The sequence below is a fragment of the Acidovorax sp. A1169 genome, assembly GCF_030704685.1.
In the GTDB taxonomy this organism is placed as follows: domain Bacteria; phylum Pseudomonadota; class Gammaproteobacteria; order Burkholderiales; family Burkholderiaceae_C; genus Acidovorax.
Genome location: NZ_JAUZDX010000010.1, coordinates 159,689 through 183,849, shown reverse-complemented (window position 1 = coordinate 183,849; position 24,161 = coordinate 159,689). Strand labels below are relative to the sequence as shown.

Here is a 24,161-nt window from a genome sequence, read left to right as displayed (position 1 = left end):
GGATGACCTACTCCACCCCTGTTGACCGGCAGCAGGCCCTTGCCACCTGGGCCATAGCCCTGGAAGCATTCCACCAGGAAATGCACCGCGTGCTGCGCGGCGGCCAGCGCGACCGCGTGCGGTCAGTGGCGCTCAAGCGGGCGCTCGATGCGGCCCGTGCCGAGGTGGATGGGCTGGCCCCTTGAACGAGACGGGGCGGGAAGCAACGGCACGGCGATGCTTACACCGGCGGACACCCTCCGCTAAGGCCGCGTCAGCTTCCATTCGCGGTGCATTTCCTGCAGCAGCAGCCGTGCCAGAAAGTCCGGGTTGTCCAACACCTTGGCGCTTTTCGGCGCAATGCCCATGGTCAGGCAGGTCACGGTGAGGGTGCCGTCCTTCACCTGCCAGGTGCCCGTGTGCCCTTCGATTTCCAGTTGCCCGCTGTCTCCCGGCTCCGCATCAGCGTTGGGGGTCATGGGGCTTTAGCGCCGCGCCTTGCACAACGACTCCCACAGCGACGCCGCCGCCGTCGGCTGCGCGCCGCACTCGAAGGCCAGCTTCAAAAATTCTTCAGCAGACACTGAAATCTCCTGCGGCAGCGCCCGCACCACCTGCATGGCGCCGGGCTTGAGCCGCTCGATCTCCCAGCTGGAGAGCCGGCCATCCGACAGGGCCGCCTGCCTGAACGCCGCAACGATATCGGCCGGCAGGTTCGGCCCGAAGACGTAGTATTCGAGCCGGGGCAGAAAGCTGGCCTCCAGGTGCGCGCCATTGGCAGGGGCGCCATTGGCCTCGTACCAGGCCTCGCGCGAGCGCCCCTGCCCTCCAGGGTAGCGGTCCGGCACCTTGTAGTAGCGCAGGCGCTCCACAGGAATGCCGCCGCGCGCCAGCAGCGACTGGTAGAGCGCTGCCATGGGCTCCAGCGACCGTACCGTGGCGTCGTCGTGCCTGCGGCTGAAGTCGATCTGGCCCAACCATGCGTGTTCCTGATCGGTAAGGTCAATGTCCGGGGTGCGTGTCATGTACCCCATTCTGCCCTCACGCACGGCCCAGGCGCCAAGATAAAAGTTTGGCTTGTCGGAATCCCGATACTCGAAAACCATGGCAAATCTGCTACGGCCTGGCCGGGGCGCTGTGGCGCCGCGCTGAGTGAAAGTCTCCAGGTAATTTTCCGTTGAAGGCACACACGCATCGGGCCCACAATGCGACGCCAGCTCCTCTCCCCCTCCCAAGTGCCCAACTTCTACGTTCTCTTTGGCGTCATCGCCGTGGCCGCCGCGATCATCTGGGCTTCTCGCCAAGGCAACAAGACCGCCTCAACCACAGATGGGCCCAGGCACCCACCTGCCGATGACAAACCGCCGCACCCGATGGCCTGGATCGCCTGCTCGCTGTTCGGCATCGTGTTTCTTGCGGCGGGCGTGGCAATGTGCTTCTCACTCGGGGAGCCTGCCGCTGGCGGGGGCAAGGGCGGCGCCATCCTTATCTACCTGGCCTATTGGCTCCTGGGCGACTACGGTCCAGCCATCGCCTTCATGGGCCTTGGGGTGGTGTGCCTGTACAAAGCCTACACCCTGCTGCGGGACGACTGAGCTGTGGCCCCCTGACCGTTGCCTCAGCGCACCGTGAGCACGATCTTTCCGCGAATGTGCCCACGCGCCGCCCGCTCGTGTGCGCTGCGCGCATCGGCCAGCGCAAACGTGCTGTCGATGGCCACGCGCACCGTGCCCGCGCCGAGCAAGCCCGCCAGTTGCGCGAGCTGGGCGCCGCTGGACCTCACCTGCGTTGCCGACACCGTGAAGCCCCGCTGCGCAGCCTCGTCGGCGCCGGTGTAGCCCAGGGGGAACACGGGGTACAGCACGCCACCCGGCTTGAGCGTCTGCAAAAACCGGCCGGTGGTGGGGCCGCCCAGGGTGTCGAGCACCAGGTCCACCCCGCGCGCCACCGCTTCGGGCGCGCCCTGGGTGTAGTCGATGAATTCGTCGGCGCCCAGGCTCCGCAGAAATGCCTCGTGCGCGCCTGACGCCACGGCGATCACGTGCGCGCCCTTGACCTTCGCCAACTGCACCGCAAAGTGCCCCACCCCGCCCGCCGCGCCGTTGACGAGCACCGTCTTGCCCGCAATGGGCACCGGGCGGTGCATCTGCGGTTGCAAGGGGTTCGGGTGGTCGTGGCCCAGCTCGATGAGGAACTGCCACGCCGTGAGCAAGGCCATGGGTACGGCAGCCGCCTGCACATGGCTGATGCCGGCCGGCTTGCGCGCCAGGTCCGACGCAGGGGCCGCCACGTACTCGGCATAGGCCGCACTGTCGCCATAGCTGGGAAAGCGCACCATCCCGAAGACCTCGTCGCCCACGGCCAGGCCATGCACGCCCGGTGCCACGGCATCGACCACGCCCGACACGTCCGTTCCCGGGATGGCGGGCATCGCGATCGGCGGTTGCCACGCGGGCGGCAGCATCCGGTAGCCTTCGCGCAGGTACCAGTCGGGCGGGTTGATGCCCACGGCGTGTACGCGCACCAGCACCTCGCCGGGCTTCAGGGGCGGCACGGGCGCATCCTCGTAGCGCAGCACCTCGGGGCCGCCGAAGGCGTGCAGGCGGATGGCCTTCATCATCGTCGTCGTGGTTGTCGTAGCGGTCGTCATCGCGATCTCCTTGGATTCGTCAAAACCGCAGTGTCGATCTTCACCGCCTGTTTGATAATCCCTCCACGACTCACTTTTTTCATGCCATGACGGAATCAATCAGCCTGGAGCGCCTGACCGGCATCGTCGCGTTTGCCCGCGCGGCCTCACACGGCAGCTTCACCGCGGCGGCGCAATCGCTGTCGGTGTCGCCATCGGCCGTGAGCAAGACCATCCAGCGGCTGGAGCAGCAGTTGGGCCTGCGCCTGTTCACGCGCACCACCCGATCCCTGGTGCTCACGCCCGAGGGCCGCGAGCTGCACGAGCGCGCCCTGCACCTGCTGCGCGCGGCCGAAGACGTGGTGCAGTCCGCCGCCGCCGTGCGCGCCGAGCCGGCAGGCACCATCAAGGTGGCGGCGCCGCTGCCCATCGGCACGCGCCTGCTCGCGCCCGCCCTGCCGGAGTTTCGCCGCCGCTACCCCAAGGTGCAGGTGGACCTGCGGCTGGGCGACCGCTTCGTCAACCTGGTGGAAGAAGGCATCGACGTGGCCATACGCATCGGCGATCTGCCCGACTCCAATCTGCTGTCGCGCGGCCTCACCTCGGCCAAAGTCAGCGCCTTCGCCTCACCAGCCTACCTGGCCGCTCGAGGCACGCCCCAAAGGCCCGAGGACCTCAAGCACCACGACTGCGTGAACTTTCGCTACCAGGCGTCGGGCCAGCTGATGCGCTGGGTGTTCAAGGCCGGCAGCCGCACGCTGGAGTTCACGCCCGACGCGGCCATCGTGGTGGACGTGAGCGACGCTGTGGTGGAGGTCATCGCCGCAGGTGGCGGCATCGGCATGTCGGCATCGTTCATCGCCGCGCCGTATGTCGAGCGCGGCCTGCTGGTGCCCGTGCTGACCGACTTTGCGGCCCACATGCCGACCATCACCGCCATCTGGCCCGAAAGCCGGCGCGCGAGTCCGAGCGTCAAGGCGTTCATAGTGTTTCTGGAGGAGCTGTTTCCGTCGCCCGCACCGTGGGATGCGGTGATTGCGGATGCAGCCTTGAGGCCAAAGCACATCCCGTCAACCAGAGGTACGAAAGAATGACCGTTTGGCCGGTCTCGTACGGCATCGCATACTGCGGCTTCAACTGCAGTCACCCAAATGGGCTAGATCACCCCCGGGCCTACTCTGACACTATGGACCATGGTCCCCTCCCCCTCCCTGCCGCGAAACACCGCCCTTGCCACCTGGGCCAGGGCTCTGGAGGAATGGCAGGCAGAGGCCACCCGGCTGGCCCAGGGGGGTGCGCCCGACAGCCACCGCGCCGCCGCACTGAAAATGTCGCTGGACACCGCACGCTACCGCCTGGGCCTGGTGTCCGCATAGCAGCCTGGTGCGGTGACTGCAGGCAAGCCCCGCACCTGTTGCCTGTTCGGTCGTTGCCGGACAGTGGGGCGACATGCGTTGGACAACGGGAACGGCGTTAACTGGACACACAGATCGGCTCTCGCCGACATTCCCAGGTCGCTGGCAGTACCTGCTCCGCTTCGCTGAGTCGCCTTCTTGGGTGATACAGGGTACAGGCGCGAGCGGCTAGACTGCCGCTATCGGCCGAGGCTGTGTGAAAACGCGCGTGGGGCCCTCGGTTTGACGATCCGCTCAGAAATGGACCGCTCAGATCGCCCTACAACGCAAGATCTCGATACGAGCAATGGTTGCAGTACCCCTGCAAGAGTCGTCTATCGACGTTTTCACACAGCCTCGGCCGCTTACTGCCACACTGGCTGCGGTCCGGGACGCGTGTAGCCCCACACTCGCACAACACCATCTTCTATCGAATACGGGATGCTATGGCGCCGGAGAACTCCATTGAGCCATTCCGCAGAGGTGGCTTGGAACTCTATCCACTCCAGGTCTGCAACTGGATGGACGTGGTAGAAAAACTCTCCATCCCAATTCGTGCAGAAGCCAGGTGGTGAGAACACGCTGCGAGATCGGAATTGGGGATGCTGCTCGGAGGGCGCCGAGAGCATCTCCGTTCGAAGCTCCGCCCACTTCGTGTTGTTAAGAACAGGATGCAGTTCGCCGCGGCCAACCATCCCAGCCAAACGATTCATGTCCGAATCGCTCGGCCGAGGCATCGCCTTAGGGCCCCATCCAAATTTGTGCTCAATGGCCATGGTGCATCCAATGTCCGGTTGTGGCCGATGGCTGCCATCGTATCAGCGGCAGTCACGGGCCCAAAGCAGAAGTTGCGCATCGATATCCAAAGCGGCCTGCGGTACGTTTTCTCGGTCTCCGAAAGTCAGTCGTTCTCATGAAAGCGCCCGGTCTGTGAGCTACAGTAATTCCATGCAAACTCGTCGCCCAGTACAAAGAATCGTCGAAGTCGGAGGAGTTCGCTACAGCTGGACTGTCCGGCGCGAGCCTCAATGGTCTTCGATGGAAGGATGGAAAGGTCTTTCTATCGAAGTATGTTCCGTCGATATTGAAGGGCGAACTCTTTTGTTGGAACTACCTTTTGATATAACTGCAAGCAGATCCGTCCCTTACCGGCAACGGCCTAAAGTGACTGACTCCGATATTCGGCCTCGTATCCTAGAGGCGCTGTCGGCGGGCTGGCTGCCTGGTTCACGAGGGAAGCCGTTCGTCTTCGAAATTCACGCGGCGCTAGATTGACCGACTCAAACGGACATACAACGATCTACCGGCAGACGCCATCCGGTTGATGTGCATCAGACGGTCAACGACCGCAGCGCACTACTTTGATCAGAATTTGAGCAGCCGTTTAACGATTCGCCAACGGCTGCTTCTGGCCGTTATACGTCGCTGGCGTCGAGGAGATACACCTTTGAGCCGACGGGCAGGCTCTCTTTCTTCACCGAGCGGGGAACGGAAAAGGGTGCGTGATTCATGGGCCGTCCGCGGTTGATCATCTCAAAACCCTGGATGCTTGTTCGAGTCTCCTCGCCAGCGGGCGCAATGATGAGAAGTTGCGCGCCAAGCTTCACATTCTGTCCAAGCTCATACGGCACGCCTGGCACCAGCACGCAACCTCGACCGCCAATATCAAAAACGTCTTCGATCTCGAATAGAAGCTGCATATAGGTGTTGCCAGTCAGTCTGTTGGATAGCACAGCTGAACTTCCGCTTCTGGCCGAGGCTGTGTGAAAACGCGCGTGGGCCCTCGGTTTGACGATCCGCTCAGAAATGGACCGCTCATATCGCCCTACAACGCACGATCTCGATACGAGCAATGGTTGCAGTACCCCTGCAAGAGTCGTCTATCGACGTTTTCACACAGCCTCGGCCGATCACGGAAGTCTAGTCCACCGCCCCAACGGTTCCTCAGCGATGGTTTAGCCGGCCATCTACTGCCATCCGCTCGCGGTGCCGAACTCGGTGTCAACGGCGCCGAACCGGATGTCCAGGAAAGCCGAAATACGCACCTGTCCCTCACCCCATTTCAGACAGGCTCTGCCCCAGCGCCTGCGACAGAAACTCCGCCGTCGCCCGCACCCGGGCCGTGCGCTGCAGGTCGGGGTGCATCACCAGCCAAACTTCATGGTCGTTGGCGCGCCGCCGCTCGGGCCAGATGCGCACCAAGCCCTCGCGCTCGCCCAGGTGCACCGGCATCTCGCCCAGGCCGATGCCGGCGGCCACCGCCTTGCGCACCAACAGGCCGGAGTTGACCGCCATGGCGATGCGGGCCTGGCGGGCTGGCACCTGGGCCGCCGTGGGGAACGGCCGCTGCTCCAGGGTCGGGCCATAGGCCACAAGATGGTGGCCGCGCAGTTCGTCGTCAGGCACGGGCATGCCAAAGCGCTCCAGATACGCCGCGCTGGCAAACAGCCCCACCGACCACGAGGCCACGCGCCGCACCACCAGGTCGGGCGCATCGGGGCGCACGTTTCGAAAGGCGATGTCGGCCTGCCGGCGGCTCAGGCTGAGCACCTGGGTGGACACCTCCAGGTCCACGCGGATGCCGGGCCAGCGCTGCTGCAGCCGCTCGATGGCGGGCAGCAGGAAGTCCATGGCAATCGAATCCGAACTTGTGACGCGCACCAGGCCTGAGTGGCTCTCGTCCTGCCCCTCGATGCGGGTGCGCAGGTCCAGCGCCGCCGCCTCCATGCGCCGGGCCGCGCCCAGCGCCGCCTCGCCCGCCGCAGTGAGCAGGTAGCCGCCCTTGGCGCGCAGAAAGAGCGTGGCGCCCAGTTCTGCCTCCAGCGCCTGCAGGCGCCGGCCCACCGTGGCCTGGTCCACGCCCAGGCTGCGCGCTGCGGCACGCAGCGAGGGCGAGCGGGTCAGTGCGAGAAAGATGCGCGTGTCGTCCCAGTTCATGCAATGCAATTTTGCATCACTGGGCAGCAAAAACGCTGCATTTCACAAGCACCTTTCCGACCTAAGCTGTGCACCATCACTGGATCTGAAAAAAGGAAACCCACCATGCAAGCCATCGTCTTCGACCAGTTCGGCGGCCCCGAAGTCCTCGTGGCCCGCGAAGTTGCCCGCCCTGAAGTGCGCCCGCACGACCTGCTGGTGCACAACGCCGCCATCGGCGTGAACCGCGCCGACCTGTCGCACCGCAAGGGCGCCTATGGCCGCGCCTACTTCGGCGATTCGGATCTGATGGGCCTGGAGGTCGCCGGCACCGTGGCCGAGGTGGGCCCCGAGGTGCAGGGCTTTGCCGTGGGCGACCGCGTGATGGGCATCGTGGGGGGAGGAGCGTATGCCGAGTATTCGCGCATCGACCACCGCATGGCCATGCGTGTGCCGCAGAACCTGTCGCTGCTGCAGGCCGGCGCCGTGGCCGAGGTCTTCGTCACCGCGCACGAAGCCATGTTCCACCTGGCGCGCCTGCAGGCCGGCGAGTCGGTGCTGATCCACGCTGCCGCAGGCGGTGTGGGCTCGGCTGCGGTGCAACTGGCCCATGCCGCCGGCGCGCGCGTGTTCGCCACCGCCAGCGCCGACAAGCGCGACGCCGTGCTGGGCTTGGGCGCCGATGTGTTCATCGACTACCGCAGCGAGGACTTCCAGGCCGTGGTGGCCGACCAGACCGGCGGCAAGGGCGTGGACGTGGTGATCGATTTCATCGGCGGCCCCTACCTGGAGCGCAACGTGCGCTCGCTGGCAGTGGGCGGGCGCATGACGGTCGTGGGCCTGCTCGGCGGCGCGACCGAAGGCGCCCAGCTACCCATCGACGTGCTGCTCTACCGCCACCTGCAGATCTACGGCACCGTGATGAAGTCGCGCCCGCCCGAGGTCAAGCAGGCCATGACGCAGCGCTTTGCCCAGCGCTGGCTGGGCGCGCTGGCCGATGGCACGCTGCGCCCGGTGATCGACAGCACGTATCCGCTGGAGGATGCGACCGGGGCGCACCGGCGCATGGAGACGGGGCTGAGTGTGGGGAAGATTCTGCTGGTGCCAGATTCAAACCGCTCATGACCGCTCCTCACACTGCGCCTACCGCATCACCAACCCGCCATCCACAAACAGCACCTGCCCGGTCATGAACCCAGCCCAGTCCGAGGCCAGGAAGAGCACGGGTCCGGCGATATCTTCGGGCCGGGCGATGCGCCGCAGCGGCGTGGCCGCCATCAGCGATTCGCGAAACGACTCCTTCGTGGATTCGCTGGCCTGCGTGGGGTAGACGAGCCCGGGGGCCACGCAGTTCACGCGGATGCCCAGGGGCCCGAGTTCGGTGGCCAGGTTGCGGCTGAAGGCCACCAGCGAGGCCTTTGCGGTGGTGTAGTCGTGGTAGGCTACGACAGGGTGCTCCACCAGGTTGCTGGCGATGTTGACGATGGCGCCCTGCGCCCGCTGGCGAAACAGCGGCAGCACCGCGCGGCACACGTTGAAGGCGCCACCCACTGCACCGTCGAACTGCGCCTGGTAGTCGCTCCAGTTCAGGTCGTCGAACAGGGTGCGGCGCTGGGGGTCGAAGGCGTAGGGCCGAAAGGCGTTGTTCACCACGATGTCGATGGGGCCGAGCTCGCGCACGACCGCATCGACCATGGCCTGCACCGCAGGCGCCGACGCTACATCGGCCTTTGCGGCCCAGGCATCGCCACCGGCGGCCCGGCAGGCTGCTACGACCTGGGCGGCGGCTGCGTCGTTGGACAGGTGGTTGATGGCCACCGTCGCCCCCTCCTGCGCAAACGCCGTCGCGATCGCGGCACCAATGCCCCGGCTGGCCCCGGTGACCAGCACCACCTTGCCCTGGAACTTCATGGCCTGTTCTCCCTTGAAGTCTTCACGCCACCGGCAGCAGGCTGGTGTCGACCACGTCTGCCACCTTGATCTGGCGCTGCACCAGGCCCAGCGCGCGGTAGGCGTCGGCGGCCTTCTGCAGAGAGTCGAGGTTGAAGGCGCCCAGCTTGCCGCCCGCAGCGGACGGCATCGACGAGGCATTGCGCAGGCGGATCACCTCCAGGTTGATGTCGCGCTGCGTGCCGTCGATGGCGTACTTGACGGCCAGGGTCGCGGCCTCCTCGGGGTTGGCGATCATCCAGGCAGCGCTGTCGCGGTAGCCCTTGAGGAAGGCGCGCAGCAGCTCCTTCTTCTGCGGAAGCGTCTCGTCGCGCACCACGAAGAGGTCGCTCGACACGTTCAGGTAGTCGCGCACCTGCATCACGTTGACCTCGCCGATGCCCTTGCGCTGGCCCACCACCAGGCCAGTGTCGGTGGCGGCCGTGGCGTCGACCTGGCCCTGCAGCAGCGGCGCGAAGTTGAGCAGGCCGGTGACGACGATGGTCACGTCCGACTCCTTGAGCCCCGCCTGGTGCAGCATCACCAGCAGGTTCTGCCGCGTGCCGCTGGCCAGGCTGTACACGCCGATCTTCTTGCCCTTCAAGTCCGCCGGCTTGTGGATGTTGGCGGATTTGAGCGAGACCACGTTGAACACGTTCTGCGGATAGATGTCATAGATGGCGGTGAGCTTTTCGCCCTTGTCCAGCGCGGTGAAGAAAGAGCCGGGGTCGGTGAACGCCACGTCGGCCTGGCCGCTGAGCATGTTGCGGATGGCGTCGCCACCGCCGGCCCCGGGCGCGTAGCCCAGCTCGACACCCTGGGCCTTGAAGAAGCCCTTGTCGGGCTCGGCGAGCAGGTTGGTGATTTCGCTGATGGGCTTGCTCCAGCCCCCGACGGTGATCTTGCCCTTGGACTGCGCAGTGGCCAGGCCGGCGAAGGGCAAGGCCACCAAACCTGCGGATGCGCCGAGCACGGTGCGGCGGGAGATGGGCATGGGGTGGGTAAAGCGGTTCATGGCAATCAAGGGTTGTCGAGGTAAGGGGTCAGAAGCCGGCGCTCCAGCAGCAGCGTGGCCTGGTATAGCACCAGCCCGATAAGGGCGATGAGAAAGAGCGCGGCGAACATCAGGGCGGTGTCCATCATTCCCTGAGAGGCGATGACCACGGCGCCCAGCCCCTGGCTGGCGCCGATGAATTCGCCGACGACGGCGCCGACCAGCGCCAGCACCACGGCCATGCGCAGGCCCGCCAGAATGGCGGGCAGCCCCACGGGCAGCTTGAGCCGCAGCAGCGTCTGCCAGCGCGTGGCGCCCAGCATGCGAAACAGTTGCAGTCGCTGCGGGTCCACGTGCTTGAGGCCCGTGAGCGTGTTCTCCATCAGCGGAAAAAAGCAGATCAGCCCCGTGATCAGCGCCGTGGGCGCGATGCCAAAGCCGAACCACAGAACGAACAGGGGCGCCAGCGCCAGCTTGGGCACCACCTGGCTGACCACCACGTAGGGCCTGAACACGCGTTCGAGCAGGGTCGATTCGGCCAGGGCCATGCCCATCAGCAGGCCGGCCACACCGCCACCCACCAGCCCCAGCACAAGCGCCGACACCGTGGCCCGGATGTGGGGCCAGAAATAGCCGGTAGCCACCCCGTTCCACAGCGCGGCGGCCACCGAGGACGGCGCAGGCAGCACCAGCGCCGACAGCCCGGAGCGGCGCACAGCCAACTCCCACGCCGCCAGCAACACCAGCAGCAGCGCAGCGGAGAGGAGCCGGGCTTGCAAGTTGCTCAGCTTCATGCGGCAACCCCATCCATGCTCTTGCGCACCTGCGCGCAATAGCGGTTGAACGGTGCCTCGTCGCGCATGGCCTGCACGTGCGGGCCAGGCAGGTCGATGCGGATGTCGTCCACGATGCGGCCGGCATGCATCACGGCGATGCGGTCGCCCAGGTACACCGCCTCGTTGATGTCGTGCGTGACGAACAGCACCGTGGTGCCGCGCTGGCGGCAGGTGTGCAGCAGGTCGTCTTGCAGCTCTGCGCGGGTGATGGCGTCGAGTGCGGCAAACGGCTCGTCGAGCAGCAGCAGCGCGGGCTCGAGCACCAGCGCGCGCGCCAGCGCCACACGGCTTTGCTGCCCGCCGGACAAATGCCGCGGGTAGTGCTGCGCATGCGCGGCCAGGCCCAGCTGGTCCAGCAGCGCCTTGGCGCGCTCCACATCGCCCGCCCCGGGGCGGCGCTGCAGCGATACGGGCAGCAGCACGTTGTCGATGACGCGCTGCCAGTCGAGCAGGGTTGGCGCCTGGAACATGAAGCCCAGCTGCGGCCCGGGCGCCAGCAGCTCCTGGCCGCGCAGCAGCACGCGGCCCGACTGCGGCCGCAGCAGGCCGGCAGCCAGCTGCAGCAGCGTGGTCTTGCCACAGCCGCTGCGGCCCACCAGGCAATGGAACTCGCCGGCCTGCATGTGCCAGTCGATGCCATCCACCACCGGCGGCCGGCCCGGGTAGGTGAAGACCACCTGCTCAATGGCAAGAAAGCTCATGGCGTGCACTCAATCCGCATAAGGGGCCAGTGGTTCGGCCGCCAACTCGGCGGACTGCTCGATCTCGGTCATGCGCACCAGGTCGAGCAGATTGAAGCGGCCATCGTGGTGCCAGCCGGCCTCGGGCGCGCTCATGGCACCGATGGCGCTGATGCGCGTGACCCCCACCGCGCCCAGCAGCCCGGCCAAGCGGTACAGCTCGGCCGGCGCAGCGGCGATGCCTGCGGTCTGCAGAAACCGGCTGTGCGGCGCCACCACGGGCACCACATCGTCGAGCGCGTCCACGCCCACCACCTGGATGGTGCGCTGCATCGCGGTGGGCGCCAGGAGCTGCAGCGTGTCGCTGTAGGCCACGCTCCACGCGGCCGAGGGCGGGCCGATCAGCTGAACGGCAGATTCAGTCGCCGAGGCAGACAGCGCCTTCCATTCCACCCCCTGCTGCCACTTGGCCACGGCGGCGGAATCCTCGACCGGCAGCGGCCGGCGCGGAAAGCGCCGGTGCAGGTTGGCCAGCTCGCCGGCCAGGTAGCCAGCAAAGGCACGCGGCGACACCGCCCCGCCCCGCTGCACATAAAAGATATGCGGCGAATAGCAGCCCTGCTGGTCGTAGCGCATCACATCCCACGCGGCCAGCCGCGCCAGGGCGGGCGCCTTCAGCGTATCGAGCGCCGTGGCGCTGACGACACCAAAGCCCAGCTTGTGCCCGTGGGGCAAAAACCGCGTGGTGACCGGCAGGCGCTGCCGGATCGCGTCCAGCGCCTCGTTGCCGCCATAGGCCAGCACCGTGTCGGCCTGGGCATAGAGGGCAGAGGCGCCGTCGTCGCCTGCGCCGCGCCACCAGACGACCGCAAAACAATCGGCGATGGGCGGGTGCACCTCGGCCAGCAGGTTTGCGAACCAGCCGGCGAACAGGGGCTCGGCACTCGGCAGCTTGCCGATGTTGCCGGCCTTGACCAGCAGGCCGCAGACCATGCTCCACAGCGCCAGCGCGGGCACGTTGCCGGCCCAGTTGTGCACCAGCAGATCGGGGCCGAAGGCGCGCACCGCGCCGCCCTTGGGCGTGGGCTGGAAGCAGTCGAGCACCTTGGGGTTGGCAAAATCCTCAGCCACAAAGCGGTGCAGTTGCGCTGCGCGAAAGGTCTTGAAGAAGCCGGTGAGCCCCAGCCGCACCATGTCGCGGTCATAGCCGCTGACCACGGGCAGATACGCCTCGGCCTGCTGGCGGTAGGGGTCGCTCCGGTCCAGCAGGCGGGCGATGGCCTGGTCGATGACGGCAATGATCTCCGACACCGCCATGGTTTTCAGGTGCCTGGCGCTGGCGTGCCGCACGCGCGCTGCGAGCGCATCCATCTGCGCCGCGGACAGCACCGGCACCTCGACTTCGAGCGCCTGGTCGCCCTGCACAAAGCGCAGCACCTGCCAATCGACCTCGGCAGCGTGCAGCCCCGGCAGGTAGCCTGCCTGGATGCGGTGGGGCGCCGTGGTCATGCCGCAGTGGCCCGCACAAACTCCTCGACCGCCAGCGAGCAACCCTTGGCCTCAACGCCCTCGGCCCGGCCCAGCAGCAGAAATCCGCCCTCGGCCTCCAGGCCCACATCTTCCGTGAGGATGGTGGTGACCGAATTGAAGTTGGCCAAGTCGCAGTGCACCAGAATGCCGCGCTCGCCCGCAGGCACCGTGCGCCCCGTAACCGGGTCGACCAGGCGCGAACGGATCCAGTGCGGCCCCGACTTGACCGACGGCACCGATGCATTGCCATCGTCGTAGAACTGGGTGCTCAGCTCCGTCATGCCATACATGTTGATGCAGTGCGTGCGCGGCACGCCGAGCGCCTGCGACAGCTCGCTGTAGAAGGCATCGAGCGGCAGCTCGCGCGACTGCCCCTTGTAGCCGCCGGTGTCCAGGATGCGGCTGCCCGGCGGCAGCTTAAAGGCCTTGCCCTGCTGGCGCAGGGCGTCGATCACATGCACGAAGCTGAAACTCGCGCCCAGCAGCGCATAGGGCTCGCCGCTGCGCTCGGCAGCGGCCAGCGCGGCCCACAGCCCGTCGAGGTCCATGCCCTGCGGCGTGACGAAGGTCTGGCTGGCGCCACTGCTGCCGAAAGCCGACTTGGCCAGATCCAGGTAGTGCGCCAGCGAGGAATTGGGCATCGCCACCTCGTCGGGGAACAGGATGCCCATGGGCATGCGCTGCGCGCCGCGCATGAAGCGCTGCGCGAAGTTGCGGGTCATCGACAGGTCGTACACATCGAGCAGCGGGTGAAAGTGCTGCCCGCGCGTGCTGCCGCCGCGCGTGGTGCCGCTGGTCATGAAGATGCGGTCGCCTGCGGCCGGCGGCTCGCAGCGCAGCGGCATGGCCTTGAAGGCGTCGATGGGCACGGCTGGAATGTCCGCCCACGACTTCACGCTGCGCAGGTTAGCGCCGCGCAGCCGGCAAAAACTCTGGAACGGCTGGTTGGCCGCGAACTGGTGCGCGAACAGGCGCAGGGCCATCTGGTCGAACTGCTCGTCCGTGCAGCCATCCATCGCGATGAATTCGAGCAGGTCTGCCACCAGCGGAGTGACCTTGTCCATGAGCGAGCGTCCTTGTGTTGTCTTTGACAGGATGCTCCGAGGTCACCCTGCACATCGACGGCACAGCGCAGCAAAATGCGCCCGCATCGGGAGGGGTGAAAGCTCTTCTTCCGCCGGAATTACCCGGTTCAAGTTCTCGGGTGTGGATCTCAGCACTTGCGTGCACCCCGGAGCGATGGCGCGATTTTAACCTGCTGCAGCCCAATCGGGCCATGCGGCCCGGCAAGCCCCATGCGCCCTGCCCCAGCACCGGCGTATTCTTGCAGCGCAGCATGCTTTTTTGCGCACCCTGTCGATTTCTGGTGGTCCGCTTCGTCGTGAAGGCATCCGCCACCACTACCCAAGGATTGGTCCATGAAATACCTCGGCCTCGCCTACTTCGCCCCTGAAAAATTCGCCTGCATGGCGCCCGCCGATGTGCAGGCCCTGGTGGGCCAGTGCCCCGCCCTGGACGAGAAGATGCGCGCCACGGGCAAGGTGCTGGTGTCCGCGTCGCTCGGGGACGCCAAGGACTGGGTCAGCCTGCGCCCACGCGCTGGCAAGGCGCAGATCAGCGACGGGCCTTTCACCGAGTCCAAGGAGATGGTGGGCGGCCTGTTCATCATCGAGGCGGACAGCCGTGAAGAGGCGGTGCAACTTGCCTCCATGCATCCGGCTGCTACGCTGGGTGAGGCGGGCGGCTGGGGCGTCGAGCTGATTCCCATGGATTTCTTCCTGGCCGCCACCTGAGCCTGCCCCCCAGCCCGCATACCGGGTACTGCCCCTCGGCCTCCGCCTTGGTGCGAGGGGCCGCGAGATAACGCCCCATCCGAGCCTTCTTTGCCTATGATGTCTGGACAATCGCTCCAGAAGGCGCCATGAACATCGACACAACGTCTTTGATTCAGGACATGGGAATCAATGCCGGGCTGCTGTCGTTTCTGGCGGCGCTGTACAGCATCGTCATCAGCGGCCAGCGCCACCCCGACCCGGCCGTCGTGGCGAGGCGGCGCAGATGGCTGCCCTGGGTCACGGGGCTCATGTTCGGCGTGACCGGCATCCTGACCATGCTGGTGCCCCTGCGCCTGGCCGAGGGCGTGATCGTCGACACCCGGCTGGTGATGACCGGTCTTGCCGGGGCCTACCTGTCGCCCCCGGGCGCCTTGCTGTGCGCGGCTGTATTGGGCACCTACCGGCTCAGCCTGGGCGGTATCGGCAGCGGCCCCGCCATGGTCGGCATCGCACTGACCACCGCCATCGGCTGGCTCTGGCAGCGCTACAGGCCATTCTTTTCTACCCTCCGCCTTGGTACCCTGTCCGACGGACTCTGGCTGGTGGGGCTTGGCTTCAGCCTTGCTGCTGGCGGCATGCTGGCCATTCAGACCTTGCCGCCAGAGATCGCACGGGCGGTCACCGCACGGTCCTGGCTGGCTGTGCTGGTGGTCTACCCCATCGGCACCGTTCTGCTGGGTTTTCTGCTGGACAACACGCAGAAGCTGAACCAGCGCGAAGAGGCCCTGGCACAGACGGCCGAGACCTTGAAAAACATGCTCGCCGAAGCGCGCCAGGCCGCCAGCGTGTTCGTCAACAGCAAGGACACCATCGCCATCGTGCAGCCGGACGGCACGGTGCTGGATGTCAACCCCGCGTACGTCCATGTGCTGGGCTATTCGCGCGATGAGCTGATCGGTAAATCATCGGCCGTTCTGCGCATCGACGAGGGCGGCCAGGCCGCATTTTTGCGCCGGGTGGCGCACGCCATCGAGCGCGGGGGTCGATGGCACGGCGAGCTGATCCGGCGCCGCAAGAACGGCGAAGACTTCGTCTCCGAAGTCACCATCGAAGGCATCCGGGACCCCGACGGCGTGGTGCGCAAGTGGGTCTCGGTCGGCAAGGACGTGACCGAGCAACGGCATCTGGAGCAGGTGCTACAGCAGTTTGGCAACTACGACGCCCTGACCGGCCTTTCAAGCCGGCGCCTGTTCACCAAAGAATTCAATGCCTTCTTGCAAAGTGGCGTGCAGACCGACAGCTTACTGGCGATGTGCCTGCTGGACATCGACCAGTTCAAGGACCTCAACGACCAATGGGGCCAGCCCATGGCGGACCGCTTTCTTCGGGTCTTTGCACAGCGCCTCAGAAAAGAGGCGGGTACCGAGAGCCTCATCGGGCGCGTTGGAGGCGATGAATTCGCCGTCGTGCTGAAGAACTGCGCGCACACCGATGCCGCACTGCAGCAGCTGGAAGGCTTGCGCCTGGCACTTGCGCAGACCGCAACGCTCGATGGCATCGCCCTGCGCCTGACCTGCAGCGCAGGGGTCACCTTCTTCCCCGACGACCTGGCCGACGCCGACGGCCTGCTGCGCCACGCGGACCTGGCCCTGTACGCCGCCAAGGAACAGGGCAAAGACCGCATCGTGGTGTTCGACGTTCAGCAAGGCCAACGGGTGCAGGCGCGCAGGCACACCGCCAAGCTGGTCGAAGACGCATTGCTGCAAGGCGAGATGGAGCTGTTCTTTCAGCCCAAGGTGCGGATTTCCGACGGCCAGGTCATCGGTGCCGAGTGCCTGATCCGGTGGCGCCACCCCGAACGGGGGCTGTTGGCGCCGGGTGCGTTTCTGGAAGACATCGTGGGCACCCCGGTGGCCAACAAGCTGGACTACTGGGTGCTGGACGCCGCCTTCCAGGCCGGGCACACCCTGGCATCCCAGGGCAACCCGCTGCCGCTGAGCATCAACATCACCGTATCCACCCTCATCGACAGCCGCTTTCAGCTGCAAGCCGCCCAACTGCTCAGACAGTACCCCGCCCTGCCCCCGCAGTTTCTGGAGGTCGAACTGCTGGAAACCGAAACCTTCAACGACCTGTCTGCCGTGGCCTATGTCATGCAGGGCCTGAGCGAGCTGGGCATCCGGTGCTCCATCGATGATTTCGGCACGGGCTACTCTTCGCTCACCTACCTGCAGCGCCTGCCCGCCCACACCGTGAAGATCGACCAGTCCTTCGTGCGGGACATGCTGGACAACGAGCGCGACCGCACCCTGGTGCGCGGCATCGTCAGCCTGGCCCACGCCTTCAACCGGAGCGTGATCGCCGAAGGCGTGGAAACCCTGGCGCACGCCCAGGCGCTGCGCGACCTGGGGTGCGATGGCCTGCAGGGCTATGGCATTGCCAGGCCCATGCCGCTGCAGGATCTGATGGGGTGGATGCGGGCGTGGGAGCCGCCGCCTGAGTGCGTGGCCTCGGCAGCCGTTCGCACAGAGGGCCATGCCGGATGAAGCAGGCGCTTGCCCTCAGGCCAGCACCAACCTGATCAGCGTGATCTCCGAAGGCGCCCCCAGCCGCATCGGCGGCCCCCAGTAGCCCGTGCCTCGGCTCACATAGACCCACATCGTCTGCAGCCGGTGCAGCCCTGCCACGAAGGGGTTCTGCAGCGGCACGAACAGGTTCCACGGCCAGAACTGCCCGCCATGCGTGTGGCCCGACAACTGCAGCAAGAACCCCGCTTGCGCAGCGGCCGGCGCACTGCGCGGCTGGTGCGCCAGCAGCACGCGGGTCAGGGCCTCGGGTGGCGCGCCAAGCAGTGCGCGCTGCGGATCGCTGGCGTGGCTGGCATCGAAGTGCCCGGCAGTGAAGTCGGTCACGCCGCCCAGCACCAACGCATCGCCATCGCCCTGCCCCGCAGCCGGCCGCAGCACCGCATGCTCGTTGAGCAGCACCTGCAGCCCCAGCCTGCGCAGCTCTGCAATCCACGGGAGCGCGCCAGCGTAGTACTCGTGGTTGCCCGTCACCACAAAGCTGCCGTGGCGCGCCTGCAGGTCGGCCAACGGCGCAATGTGCTCGCGCAGCTCCGCCACACTGCCGTCCACCAGGTCGCCCGTGATGGCAATGGCATCGGCCTTCAGCGCATTCACGCGGCTCACGATGCGCGCGATATAGCCGCGCCGGATGGTGGGCCCCACATGCAGGTCGCTGAGCTGCACGATGGTGAAGCCATGCAGCGCCGCAGGCAGCCCGGCCAACGCCACATCCACGCGACGCACACCAGCCGTGCGGCGCGCATTCCAGAAACCGAGCAGGGATGCCAGCGTGGCAAGCACCACCACCGCTGCCGCACTGTCGGCCCGTGCCGCAACGCCTTCCTCCTGCATCCAGCCGCCGGCCCACGCACCGGCCAGCACCAGGTCCCGCAGCAGCGTGAGCAAGAAGAGCGATGAGAACCAGCCCATGGCCAGCAGGCCCAGCCAGGTCCATGCGGGGCTGGCCGCGCCACGGCGGCCGGAGCGGTGCTGGAAGGGCATCGGCAATGCGATGGCCGAGACCAGCAACGCCATCGCGAGTGCGGGCCCGGCACCAGTCCACGCAGCAAGCGCCCCCACCAGGCGCAGGCCGATGTACAGGTGCAGAAGGGTTGTCAGGATGGTCAGGGGGCGCAGCGGCATGGCGGGCAGGGGTGGCGCGGCGGGGCCGCAGAAGTCGGTAGATGCGGGCATACCACGGGATATCCAGCCCCGTGGCGATGGAGGTGCGTTTGCTGTTATTTATCGATGTTCCAGAGCGGTCCGGTGGGCACCGTGGTCACCGGTTTGGGTGACGCGACCACCTCTCAAAGATCACCAAGTCCGATTACATTCATTCAGTCACCGCCATGGGATTGGGCCCCTGACGGACTGAAGAATAGGAGACCTGCGTGCGTTTGCTGAAACTGTCCTGCGCAAGCTGTACGGCCCCCCTCGAGATCGAGGGGGATCTTGGGTACTTTACGTGCGACTACTGCGGGACCGCGCAGATCATCGAGCGCTCTGGCGTCGCCATCCCGGCACCAAAAACCGAGACCGACCTGAAGGCCGTGCAGCGCGCAACGGCCCGTACCGCAGCAGAACTGGCCATACCGCGCCTGACCAAGGAACTCACCGAGGCAGAGCTGGTCAGGGCTGGCATCCTCCTGGCAGCCAAGGCGAAGCTGGAAAGCGCCAAGCGGGCCCGCCGCACTTACGCGCAGATCACCTTCGGCGTGGTTTTCGTTCTCGGTCTGCTCACCATCCCTGACATCGATGGAGTCATGGGGACCGTCCTTGCATACGCCTGGCTGGCTGCCTTGATTGCCGCTCCGATCTGGGTCTACACAAGAGCCTGGCTGCCCGTGGACAACGGCCGCGAAGCCACGGCAGCCATTGACGCCCGAATCACCCAGATCGAGGAGCACCTGCGGGTCAACCGCAGCATGCTGGACACCTTGCCCGTGTGAGCGCTCACCGGTCAGATTTTTTTGCAAAGCTCAACAGCCTCTTCAGGCGATCTGCGGCTTGCGCGGGGCCGCTTCCAGGTCCTTGTCCAGCAGGCAGTCGATGAAAGCACTGAGAAGGGCTGGTCGATGTTGCCTGTTCGGGTAATACAGGAACAGCCCCGGGCGCGAGATCGACCAGTCCGCCAGCACCTGGATCAACCTGCCCTGGGCCAGGAGCTCACCCACGCCGTCTCGCTCGAAGTGGTAGGCAATGCCGAGCCCATTGAGCGCAGCAGCAACGCCAATGTCGGCATGGTTGGTGACGACGGGGCCGTCCACCGCCACTTCAAGCCGTTGCCCCTTTTTCTCGAACTCCCAGTGGTAGTGCCTGCCGTCCATCTGGAGCCGCCAGTTGATGCAGGCGTGGCTGTGCAGATCGGCGGGTGTTCTGGGTGTGCCCCGGGCCGCAAGGTAGACGGGGGACGCCACGGCAACCATGTCCAGGTCGGGTGTGAGGCGCACGGCAATCATGTCCTTCTCAACCCGCCCACCCACACGGATGCCCGCGTCGAAGCGGCCCACGACGATATCGGCCAGCGCGTCGTCGACCACGATGTCGAGCACTACGTCAGGGTACGCCTGATGAAAGCGTGACAGCCTGGGCGCAATGATGGTTCTAGCTGCGATCCCCAGCGTGTTGATGCGCAGCGTGCCCGTGGTCTGTCCTGCGGCTTCACTGGCTTCGGCCACTGCAGCATCCATTTCGCGAAACAGCGGGGCGATGCGCCCATAGAGCTGCTCGCCACTGGCCGACGGCGCAACGCTGCGTGTGGTGCGATTGAGAAGGCGCGTGCCAATCCGGCTTTCAAGCTGCCGTATGGTCTGGCTGAGCGCAGAAGGCGACAGGCCCAGATGCTCCGCCGCCCGGGCAAAACTCTTGCGTTCGACCACGGCAGCGAAGGCTTTCAGCTCAGCGAATTCGAACCCGCGCATTATGTATTCCTTTCTACACAGCCCATGCGGATTCTAGGATATTCCCTAAATTGACCCCGGCGCGCATCCTCAGGCCTTCATCAACCCCATGGAGCCATCGACATGAACGCCTTGACCCTTCCCGAACCCATCGCCGCGTACTTTGCGGCCGAACACAAGCCCGAGGCCCTGGCGCGCTGCTTCACTGCGCAAGCCGTCATGAAGGACGAGGGCCACACGTACACGGGCGTCGATGCCATCAAGGCCTTTATGGCCGAGGCATCTGCCAAGTACAGCGCTACAACCGTGCCGTTCGCGTTGGAGCGTGAGGACGGTTGTCAGGTCGTCCAGGCAAAGGTGACGGGCAACTTTCCAGGCAGCCCTATCGACCTGTCGTACCGCTTTCGCCTTGAACGCGGGCTGATCGCATCGCTGGAGATCAAGGCATGAGCTTCGACCTCCAACTTCAAGGCAAGCGTGCCGTGGTAACGGGCGGCACCAAGGGTTTGGGCGCGGCCCTCGTCCAGAGCCTGCAGGATGCGGGCGTGCAGGTGATGACCACTGCGCGCTCTGCGCCTGACAAGCCGCTGGAGGGTGTGGCGTATGTCCAGACCGACCTGACCACCGCAGAAGGCGTGGCACAGCTTGCGCGCGCCGTCACCGAACGCTGGGGCGGCGTGGACATCGTGATCAATTCCCTCGGCGGCTCCAACGCGCCAGCGGGTGGTTTTGCGGCCCTCGATGACGCAATGTGGTTCAGTGAGCTGAACCTGAACCTCATGTCTGCGGTTCGTCTTGACCGGGCACTGCTGCCCGCCATGTTGGCACAGGGCGCAGGCGTCATCCTGCACGTGACCTCGATCCAGCGCGTGCTTCCGCTGCCGGAGTCGACCACCGCCTACGCCGCAGCGAAGGGGGCCCTTTCGACCTACAGCAAATCCTTGTCGAAGGAGGTCACGCCCAAGGGAGTTCGGGTGCTGCGCGTCTCGCCAGGCTGGATCGAGACCGAGGCTTCGGTGGTGTTCGCAGAGCGAATGGCAGCCCAGGCGGGCACCGACTACGAGGGCGGCAAGAAGATGGTGATGGACTGGCTCGGCGGAATCCCCGTCGGCCGGCCCGCAAGGCCGCAGGAGGTCGCAGACCTGATCACCTTCCTTGTGTCGCCGCGCGCGGCATCGGTGGCGGGTTCAGAGCATGTGATCGATGGCGGGACGGTTCCCACTGTTTAAAACCGTCGACTTGGTCGGCCAGCAAGTCTTTCGAAAGGGGCCCCAGTCCAGACTGATTGGGGCTTTCCTGCTCTACGACTGTGGAGGTCGACGCAGATCGATTCGGAAATACGCTAGTCCGCTGAAACCGAAAAATCGGCTGTGCGTGAAGGCCTGGCAGGGCCGCTGCCTAGCCATGCAATGATAGCGGCGCGAGCGTCCAGTCAAGGCGCAGTGTCTGGCGCGCTCGGGTCCAACGGCTCGTTGGGGCGGGCTGGCTGCTCCGTGCTGGGCGGCAGGTCGCCCGGCGGCCGGGGCAGGTTGTCGGGCACTTGGTGCAGGGGGTGGTCTTTGGGGTCGGTGGCCATGGTGCGCTCCTGTTGAAAGAAACATTGGGCGCCCTGTCGAGGCGCTGGGCCGTAGGAGGTGGGCGTGAAAAAGTCCGGGAGCTGCCGCGCTGATGCTGATGGTGTCGAAGGTGCCCAGCTCCTCGCGCCCGTCCATGAGCGGCTGCGGTCATGTACGGGCTCGACCTTGATGATGTTGCGAGAAAAAGTATGCCGCTAAAGCCTTTCTGGGGCCAGGCGGTCGACCTCCCATGCGCGCACGGCGACCCAATAGGGAAAGCGGTTGCGTCCGCTGCGCTGCACGCGGCGGTGCTACACGATCTGGATGGGGCCCCGGTGAAGGCCGTTCACCTCGGCAATGGTGCTGCCGACAGTGGCGTGCACAGGGTCAGGCAGTTACTTGTTGCCAGCAGAGATGTCCTCGCCACGCACTCGGGCCAGGATTCCGTTGGGGATCTCCATATCCGTCAAAACGGAACATCGGAGGGGGAGATTTCCACCGGGCCGATGCCGTCGTATATCAGGGCACCGGAGACGATGATGCGTACGGTTGAGCGCCCGGCACGGTGCTCCACCCTGTAGTCTTCTGCAGGGAACAAAAGCGGCGATTCGTCGGGCGGGCCACCGTACCAGGTGGGCGTGCGCAGGACGGCAGGCGGTTGAAACAGATTGGACATGAGGCATCTCAAAACGGGGCGGTTGACTGGACGAGATGCACTGGGCCCGGCCCCAAATACACAGTGCATCTCGTGGAGATTTCTCGAACACGCCAGATGAATTCCCCGGCCTCGATTTCGTAGCTGTCCACCGGCAGCGGCAGCGCTTGCTCAAGCGGCCACCAGATCCGCCCGCGCGGCTTGGCGCGGGGCAAGGGCGGCATGCGCAGCAGAGCCGGCAAGGGCTCACAGATAGAGCGGGGCATAGGGGTCGTCGTCGAGGTGGTCTGCTTCGGGGCTGAAACCTGTAGCGCTAGAGAGGCTCACCTTGTCGAGGAAGGGCAGCGCATCCGCCGGATCTTGCGCAGCCAGCCATGACTGCTTCCAGAGGCTGGGCCTTGCCTTCGTATTGGTGCGGCCGCCCTCCTCTGTACCCACGATATGAAGCACTCCATCCACCCGCGCAAATCGCGCCCGGAACAATGGCAGCATCAGCGCTTTGCCGTTTGGCCTGTCGAGCAGATGCGCCTCCCAGCGCGGGCCGTAGTCATCGGCAGGCGTGCGCTTGTAAAGCAGCCAGCCGTGCACGGCTTGGCGTAGCACCGGGTCGGAGCCTGCAATGCGGTGACCGCCGGATCTCATCCTGAAAACATACAAAAGCACTGTACGAATTTACAGTGTTTTGCCAGCTTAGGAGTAGTATTCGCACCTTAGGTTCTCTCCTACTGGCGCGCCGCGAGCAGGGGCCTACGATGGGCGCTCCCCTTTCAGGAGTGCGGAATTCCCCGCAGTTCCTGTCAACCATCTGGAGCCGAGATGTGCAACAGGTATGTGTCTGCAGAGGAGCTCGATATCGAGCGCGAGTGGAATATTGGCGCCCGCAACCAGCCCAAGCTGTTCGACAAGGTGCTGTTCCCGCGCGGCCAGGGCGCATTCATCCGCCGAGCGCGCGACGATGCCGGGTATTCGCGCGAGCTGGTGGTTGGCCAGTGGGGCCTGATCCCCTGGTTCGCCAAGGAGCCCAAGCTGAAGTACCCGACCAACAACGCACGCAGCGAGGAACTGGCGGATAAGGCCAGCTACAAGCTGCCATGGGCACGCGCGCAGCGCTGCATCATCCCGGCGGCCAACTTCGATGAACCCAACTGGGAGAGCGGCAAGAACGTGTGGTGGCGCTTCGCTCGCTCAGACGGCCACCCCTGGGGCTTGGCAGGCCTGTGGAGCACCTGGACCGACAAGGGCACGGGCGAGGTGCACGAGAGCTACACCATGCTCACCCTGAACGCCGACGCGCACCCGCTGATGTCCCGCATGCACAAACCCGACCCGAAGGTGGGCCCAGCCGAGCAGGACAAGCGCAGCGTGATCCCCATTGAGGCCGGCGACGTGGACGCTTGGCTGGCCGGCACTATGGAAGGGGCACAGGCCCTCCTGCGCCTGGCGCCCGTGGAAGTGTTCGCTGCAGGGGCCGCCGAGGATTGAGGAGCACGCCATGGCCGAGCACACCCTCGCAATCGACGACCCCACAGGCAGGCTGCCAGAGGACGTGCGCCAGCGCGCCCTTGCCTCGGCCGACGCGGTGCTGGCGCACTATGGCGTGACGGTTGAGGAATGCGCCGCCGTGGGCACCAGGCCGTTCAAGCCAGTCGCTCCAGGTGGCGTCCACAACTTCTTCGCCGACGTGGGCAAGGCCGCCACCACATGGCTGGAGGCATGCGCTGTCGTGCAGGACCTGTGCGGCCCGGACCTGCGGCTGATCATCCTGGACAAGCAGGCGCCGCTGCCGCACTGACGAGCGAGAAAAAGCCCGCGCGAGGCGGG

General features: G+C 65.9%; 29 protein-coding genes and 1 riboswitch. Of the genes, 12 read left to right on the top strand and 17 right to left on the bottom strand.

What is annotated here, in order from left to right:
• Positions 1–2: 2 nt before the first annotated feature.
• On the top strand, positions 3–185 hold the full coding sequence (locus tag QYL93_RS17860; RefSeq protein WP_305744898.1) for a hypothetical protein: 183 nt from the start codon (positions 3–5) through the stop codon (positions 183–185).
• A gap of 57 nt (positions 186–242) precedes the next feature.
• Here QYL93_RS17860 and QYL93_RS17855 read toward each other — a convergent pair whose 3' ends face one another.
• Together QYL93_RS17855 and QYL93_RS17850 are read right to left on the bottom strand one after the other, a co-directional pair.
• On the bottom strand, positions 243–458 hold the full coding sequence (locus QYL93_RS17855) for a hypothetical protein (RefSeq protein ID WP_305744897.1): 216 nt from the start codon (positions 456–458) through the stop codon (positions 243–245).
• Between the two features lie 6 nt (positions 459–464).
• Entirely contained in the window at positions 465–1,004 is a 540-nt protein-coding gene (locus QYL93_RS17850) for a hypothetical protein (protein WP_305744896.1), read from the bottom strand.
• 348 nt (positions 1,005–1,352) lie between these two features.
• Here QYL93_RS17850 and QYL93_RS17845 point away from each other — a divergent pair, with 348 nt between their 5' ends.
• Positions 1,353–1,574, top strand: a complete 222-nt coding sequence (locus QYL93_RS17845; protein ID WP_305744895.1) for a hypothetical protein — start codon at positions 1,353–1,355, stop codon at positions 1,572–1,574.
• Between the two features lie 23 nt (positions 1,575–1,597).
• Here QYL93_RS17845 and QYL93_RS17840 read toward each other — a convergent pair whose 3' ends face one another.
• Complete coding sequence (locus QYL93_RS17840) at positions 1,598–2,629, bottom strand: NADP-dependent oxidoreductase (protein WP_305744894.1); 1,032 nt, start codon at positions 2,627–2,629, stop codon at positions 1,598–1,600.
• 86 nt (positions 2,630–2,715) lie between these two features.
• Here QYL93_RS17840 and QYL93_RS17835 point away from each other — a divergent pair, with 86 nt between their 5' ends.
• Together QYL93_RS17835 and QYL93_RS17830 are read left to right on the top strand one after the other, a co-directional pair.
• Positions 2,716–3,702 (top strand): LysR family transcriptional regulator, encoded by a 987-nt coding sequence (locus QYL93_RS17835; protein ID WP_305744893.1) that lies wholly within the window; start codon positions 2,716–2,718, stop codon positions 3,700–3,702.
• A 99-nt stretch (positions 3,703–3,801) separates the two neighbouring features.
• On the top strand, positions 3,802–3,984 hold the full coding sequence (locus tag QYL93_RS17830) for a hypothetical protein (RefSeq protein ID WP_305744892.1): 183 nt from the start codon (positions 3,802–3,804) through the stop codon (positions 3,982–3,984).
• Between the two features lie 383 nt (positions 3,985–4,367).
• On the opposite strand, the gene QYL93_RS31985 is transcribed toward QYL93_RS17830, so the two are convergent.
• From QYL93_RS31985 to QYL93_RS17820, 3 genes are all read right to left on the bottom strand, one after another.
• Complete coding sequence (locus tag QYL93_RS31985; RefSeq protein WP_370876996.1) at positions 4,368–4,697, bottom strand: DUF6678 family protein; 330 nt, start codon at positions 4,695–4,697, stop codon at positions 4,368–4,370.
• 720 nt (positions 4,698–5,417) lie between these two features.
• Positions 5,418–5,702, bottom strand: coding sequence for a hypothetical protein (locus QYL93_RS17825; RefSeq protein WP_305744891.1), 285 nt, complete (start codon positions 5,700–5,702; stop codon positions 5,418–5,420).
• 352 nt (positions 5,703–6,054) lie between these two features.
• The gene (locus tag QYL93_RS17820; protein ID WP_305744890.1) at positions 6,055–6,939 is read right to left on the bottom strand and encodes a LysR family transcriptional regulator; all 885 of its coding nucleotides are present in this window, start codon (positions 6,937–6,939) and stop codon (positions 6,055–6,057) included.
• Positions 6,940–7,044: 105 nt separating this feature from the next.
• Between QYL93_RS17820 and QYL93_RS17815 the strand changes: the two genes are divergently transcribed.
• Positions 7,045–8,043, top strand: a complete 999-nt coding sequence (locus QYL93_RS17815; protein WP_305744889.1) for an NAD(P)H-quinone oxidoreductase — start codon at positions 7,045–7,047, stop codon at positions 8,041–8,043.
• 18 nt (positions 8,044–8,061) lie between these two features.
• Here the strand turns inward: QYL93_RS17815 and QYL93_RS17810 are convergent, their stop codons facing one another.
• Genes QYL93_RS17810 through QYL93_RS17785 form a run of 6 tightly spaced genes read right to left on the bottom strand, consistent with a single transcriptional unit; the run spans position 8,062 to position 13,951 of the window.
• A complete protein-coding gene (locus tag QYL93_RS17810) occupies positions 8,062–8,829 on the bottom strand; it encodes an SDR family oxidoreductase (RefSeq protein WP_305744888.1) in 768 nt (255 codons plus the stop codon).
• Between the two features lie 22 nt (positions 8,830–8,851).
• Entirely contained in the window at positions 8,852–9,862 is a 1,011-nt protein-coding gene (locus tag QYL93_RS17805; RefSeq protein WP_305744887.1) for an ABC transporter substrate-binding protein, read from the bottom strand.
• 5 nt (positions 9,863–9,867) lie between these two features.
• Entirely contained in the window at positions 9,868–10,635 is a 768-nt protein-coding gene (locus QYL93_RS17800; RefSeq protein WP_305744886.1) for an ABC transporter permease, read from the bottom strand.
• Entirely contained in the window at positions 10,632–11,378 is a 747-nt protein-coding gene (locus QYL93_RS17795; protein ID WP_305744885.1) for an ABC transporter ATP-binding protein, read from the bottom strand. Before QYL93_RS17795 ends, QYL93_RS17800 begins: the two co-directional genes overlap by 4 nt.
• A 9-nt stretch (positions 11,379–11,387) precedes the next feature.
• Entirely contained in the window at positions 11,388–12,866 is a 1,479-nt protein-coding gene (locus tag QYL93_RS17790) for an acyl-CoA reductase (RefSeq protein ID WP_305744884.1), read from the bottom strand.
• Positions 12,863–13,951, bottom strand: coding sequence for a long-chain fatty acid--CoA ligase (locus QYL93_RS17785; RefSeq protein WP_305744883.1), 1,089 nt, complete (start codon positions 13,949–13,951; stop codon positions 12,863–12,865). The genes QYL93_RS17790 and QYL93_RS17785 overlap by 4 nt, the downstream gene beginning before the upstream one ends.
• 88 nt (positions 13,952–14,039) lie before the next feature.
• A riboswitch (TPP riboswitch) is annotated at positions 14,040–14,131 on the bottom strand.
• Between the two features lie 174 nt (positions 14,132–14,305).
• Here QYL93_RS17785 and QYL93_RS17780 point away from each other — a divergent pair.
• Together QYL93_RS17780 and QYL93_RS17775 are read left to right on the top strand one after the other, a co-directional pair.
• Positions 14,306–14,680 (top strand): YciI family protein, encoded by a 375-nt coding sequence (locus tag QYL93_RS17780; protein ID WP_305744882.1) that lies wholly within the window; start codon positions 14,306–14,308, stop codon positions 14,678–14,680.
• Positions 14,681–14,808: 128 nt separating this feature from the next.
• Positions 14,809–17,208, top strand: a complete 2,400-nt coding sequence (locus tag QYL93_RS17775) for a bifunctional diguanylate cyclase/phosphodiesterase (RefSeq protein ID WP_305744881.1) — start codon at positions 14,809–14,811, stop codon at positions 17,206–17,208.
• Positions 17,209–17,223: 15 nt separating this feature from the next.
• Here the strand turns inward: QYL93_RS17775 and QYL93_RS17770 are convergent, their stop codons facing one another.
• Complete coding sequence (locus QYL93_RS17770; RefSeq protein WP_370876992.1) at positions 17,224–18,423, bottom strand: metallophosphoesterase; 1,200 nt, start codon at positions 18,421–18,423, stop codon at positions 17,224–17,226.
• 197 nt (positions 18,424–18,620) lie between these two features.
• On the opposite strand from QYL93_RS17770, the gene QYL93_RS17765 reads away from it, so the two are divergent.
• On the top strand, positions 18,621–19,178 hold the full coding sequence (locus tag QYL93_RS17765) for a hypothetical protein (protein ID WP_305744880.1): 558 nt from the start codon (positions 18,621–18,623) through the stop codon (positions 19,176–19,178).
• A 42-nt stretch (positions 19,179–19,220) separates the two neighbouring features.
• Here the strand turns inward: QYL93_RS17765 and QYL93_RS17760 are convergent, their stop codons facing one another.
• Positions 19,221–20,150 carry a LysR family transcriptional regulator gene (locus QYL93_RS17760; protein WP_305744879.1) on the bottom strand — a complete coding sequence of 310 codons (930 nt, stop codon included), beginning with the start codon at positions 20,148–20,150 and terminating at the stop codon, positions 19,221–19,223.
• Positions 20,151–20,252: 102 nt separating this feature from the next.
• Here QYL93_RS17760 and QYL93_RS17755 point away from each other — a divergent pair, with 102 nt between their 5' ends.
• Both QYL93_RS17755 and QYL93_RS17750 read left to right on the top strand, forming a co-directional pair.
• On the top strand, positions 20,253–20,579 hold the full coding sequence (locus tag QYL93_RS17755; RefSeq protein WP_305744878.1) for a nuclear transport factor 2 family protein: 327 nt from the start codon (positions 20,253–20,255) through the stop codon (positions 20,577–20,579).
• On the top strand, positions 20,576–21,358 hold the full coding sequence (locus tag QYL93_RS17750) for an SDR family oxidoreductase (RefSeq protein ID WP_305744877.1): 783 nt from the start codon (positions 20,576–20,578) through the stop codon (positions 21,356–21,358). The genes QYL93_RS17755 and QYL93_RS17750 overlap by 4 nt, the downstream gene beginning before the upstream one ends.
• Positions 21,359–21,561: 203 nt before the next feature.
• On the opposite strand, the gene QYL93_RS17745 is transcribed toward QYL93_RS17750, so the two are convergent.
• From QYL93_RS17745 to QYL93_RS17735, 3 genes are all read right to left on the bottom strand, one after another.
• Positions 21,562–21,705, bottom strand: a complete 144-nt coding sequence (locus tag QYL93_RS17745; protein WP_305744876.1) for a hypothetical protein — start codon at positions 21,703–21,705, stop codon at positions 21,562–21,564.
• A 446-nt stretch (positions 21,706–22,151) separates the two neighbouring features.
• On the bottom strand, positions 22,152–22,361 hold the full coding sequence (locus QYL93_RS17740) for a hypothetical protein (RefSeq protein WP_305744875.1): 210 nt from the start codon (positions 22,359–22,361) through the stop codon (positions 22,152–22,154).
• Between the two features lie 225 nt (positions 22,362–22,586).
• The gene (locus QYL93_RS17735) at positions 22,587–22,928 is read right to left on the bottom strand and encodes a hypothetical protein (RefSeq protein ID WP_305744874.1); all 342 of its coding nucleotides are present in this window, start codon (positions 22,926–22,928) and stop codon (positions 22,587–22,589) included.
• Positions 22,929–23,156: 228 nt separating this feature from the next.
• Here QYL93_RS17735 and QYL93_RS17730 point away from each other — a divergent pair, with 228 nt between their 5' ends.
• Positions 23,157–23,822 carry an SOS response-associated peptidase gene (locus QYL93_RS17730; protein ID WP_305744873.1) on the top strand — a complete coding sequence of 222 codons (666 nt, stop codon included), beginning with the start codon at positions 23,157–23,159 and terminating at the stop codon, positions 23,820–23,822.
• Positions 23,823–23,832: 10 nt separating this feature from the next.
• Positions 23,833–24,132 carry a hypothetical protein gene (locus QYL93_RS17725; protein WP_305744872.1) on the top strand — a complete coding sequence of 100 codons (300 nt, stop codon included), beginning with the start codon at positions 23,833–23,835 and terminating at the stop codon, positions 24,130–24,132.
• Positions 24,133–24,161 lie beyond the last annotated feature (29 nt).

Bases quoted from the DNA above. Each gene is read 5' to 3' on its own strand.
- QYL93_RS17730 (WP_305744873.1), top strand. From the start codon at position 23,157: ATGTGCAACAGGTATGTGTCTGCAGAGGAGCTCGATATCGAGCGCGAG.
- QYL93_RS17850 (WP_305744896.1), bottom strand. From the start codon at position 1,004: ATGACACGCACCCCGGACATTGACCTTACCGATCAGGAACACGCATGG.
- QYL93_RS17750 (WP_305744877.1), top strand. From the start codon at position 20,576: ATGAGCTTCGACCTCCAACTTCAAGGCAAGCGTGCCGTGGTAACGGGC.
- QYL93_RS31985 (WP_370876996.1), bottom strand. From the start codon at position 4,697: ATGGTTGGCCGCGGCGAACTGCATCCTGTTCTTAACAACACGAAGTGG.
- QYL93_RS17835 (WP_305744893.1), top strand. From the start codon at position 2,716: ATGACGGAATCAATCAGCCTGGAGCGCCTGACCGGCATCGTCGCGTTT.
- QYL93_RS17785 (WP_305744883.1), bottom strand. From the start codon at position 13,951: ATGGACAAGGTCACTCCGCTGGTGGCAGACCTGCTCGAATTCATCGCG.
- QYL93_RS17845 (WP_305744895.1), top strand. From the start codon at position 1,353: ATGGCCTGGATCGCCTGCTCGCTGTTCGGCATCGTGTTTCTTGCGGCG.
- QYL93_RS17820 (WP_305744890.1), bottom strand. From the start codon at position 6,939: ATGAACTGGGACGACACGCGCATCTTTCTCGCACTGACCCGCTCGCCC.
- QYL93_RS17790 (WP_305744884.1), bottom strand. From the start codon at position 12,866: ATGACCACGGCGCCCCACCGCATCCAGGCAGGCTACCTGCCGGGGCTG.
- QYL93_RS17760 (WP_305744879.1), bottom strand. From the start codon at position 20,150: ATGCGCGGGTTCGAATTCGCTGAGCTGAAAGCCTTCGCTGCCGTGGTC.
- QYL93_RS17755 (WP_305744878.1), top strand. From the start codon at position 20,253: ATGAACGCCTTGACCCTTCCCGAACCCATCGCCGCGTACTTTGCGGCC.
- QYL93_RS17740 (WP_305744875.1), bottom strand. From the start codon at position 22,361: ATGTCCAATCTGTTTCAACCGCCTGCCGTCCTGCGCACGCCCACCTGG.
- QYL93_RS17840 (WP_305744894.1), bottom strand. From the start codon at position 2,629: ATGACGACCGCTACGACAACCACGACGACGATGATGAAGGCCATCCGC.
- QYL93_RS17770 (WP_370876992.1), bottom strand. From the start codon at position 18,423: ATGCCCGCATCTACCGACTTCTGCGGCCCCGCCGCGCCACCCCTGCCC.
- QYL93_RS17825 (WP_305744891.1), bottom strand. From the start codon at position 5,702: ATGCAGCTTCTATTCGAGATCGAAGACGTTTTTGATATTGGCGGTCGA.
- QYL93_RS17800 (WP_305744886.1), bottom strand. From the start codon at position 10,635: ATGAAGCTGAGCAACTTGCAAGCCCGGCTCCTCTCCGCTGCGCTGCTG.
- QYL93_RS17780 (WP_305744882.1), top strand. From the start codon at position 14,306: ATGAAATACCTCGGCCTCGCCTACTTCGCCCCTGAAAAATTCGCCTGC.
- QYL93_RS17775 (WP_305744881.1), top strand. From the start codon at position 14,809: ATGAACATCGACACAACGTCTTTGATTCAGGACATGGGAATCAATGCC.
- QYL93_RS17855 (WP_305744897.1), bottom strand. From the start codon at position 458: ATGACCCCCAACGCTGATGCGGAGCCGGGAGACAGCGGGCAACTGGAA.
- QYL93_RS17815 (WP_305744889.1), top strand. From the start codon at position 7,045: ATGCAAGCCATCGTCTTCGACCAGTTCGGCGGCCCCGAAGTCCTCGTG.
- QYL93_RS17805 (WP_305744887.1), bottom strand. From the start codon at position 9,862: ATGAACCGCTTTACCCACCCCATGCCCATCTCCCGCCGCACCGTGCTC.
- QYL93_RS17745 (WP_305744876.1), bottom strand. From the start codon at position 21,705: ATGGCCACCGACCCCAAAGACCACCCCCTGCACCAAGTGCCCGACAAC.
- QYL93_RS17810 (WP_305744888.1), bottom strand. From the start codon at position 8,829: ATGAAGTTCCAGGGCAAGGTGGTGCTGGTCACCGGGGCCAGCCGGGGC.
- QYL93_RS17795 (WP_305744885.1), bottom strand. From the start codon at position 11,378: ATGAGCTTTCTTGCCATTGAGCAGGTGGTCTTCACCTACCCGGGCCGG.
- QYL93_RS17830 (WP_305744892.1), top strand. From the start codon at position 3,802: ATGGTCCCCTCCCCCTCCCTGCCGCGAAACACCGCCCTTGCCACCTGG.
- QYL93_RS17860 (WP_305744898.1), top strand. From the start codon at position 3: ATGACCTACTCCACCCCTGTTGACCGGCAGCAGGCCCTTGCCACCTGG.
- QYL93_RS17725 (WP_305744872.1), top strand. From the start codon at position 23,833: ATGGCCGAGCACACCCTCGCAATCGACGACCCCACAGGCAGGCTGCCA.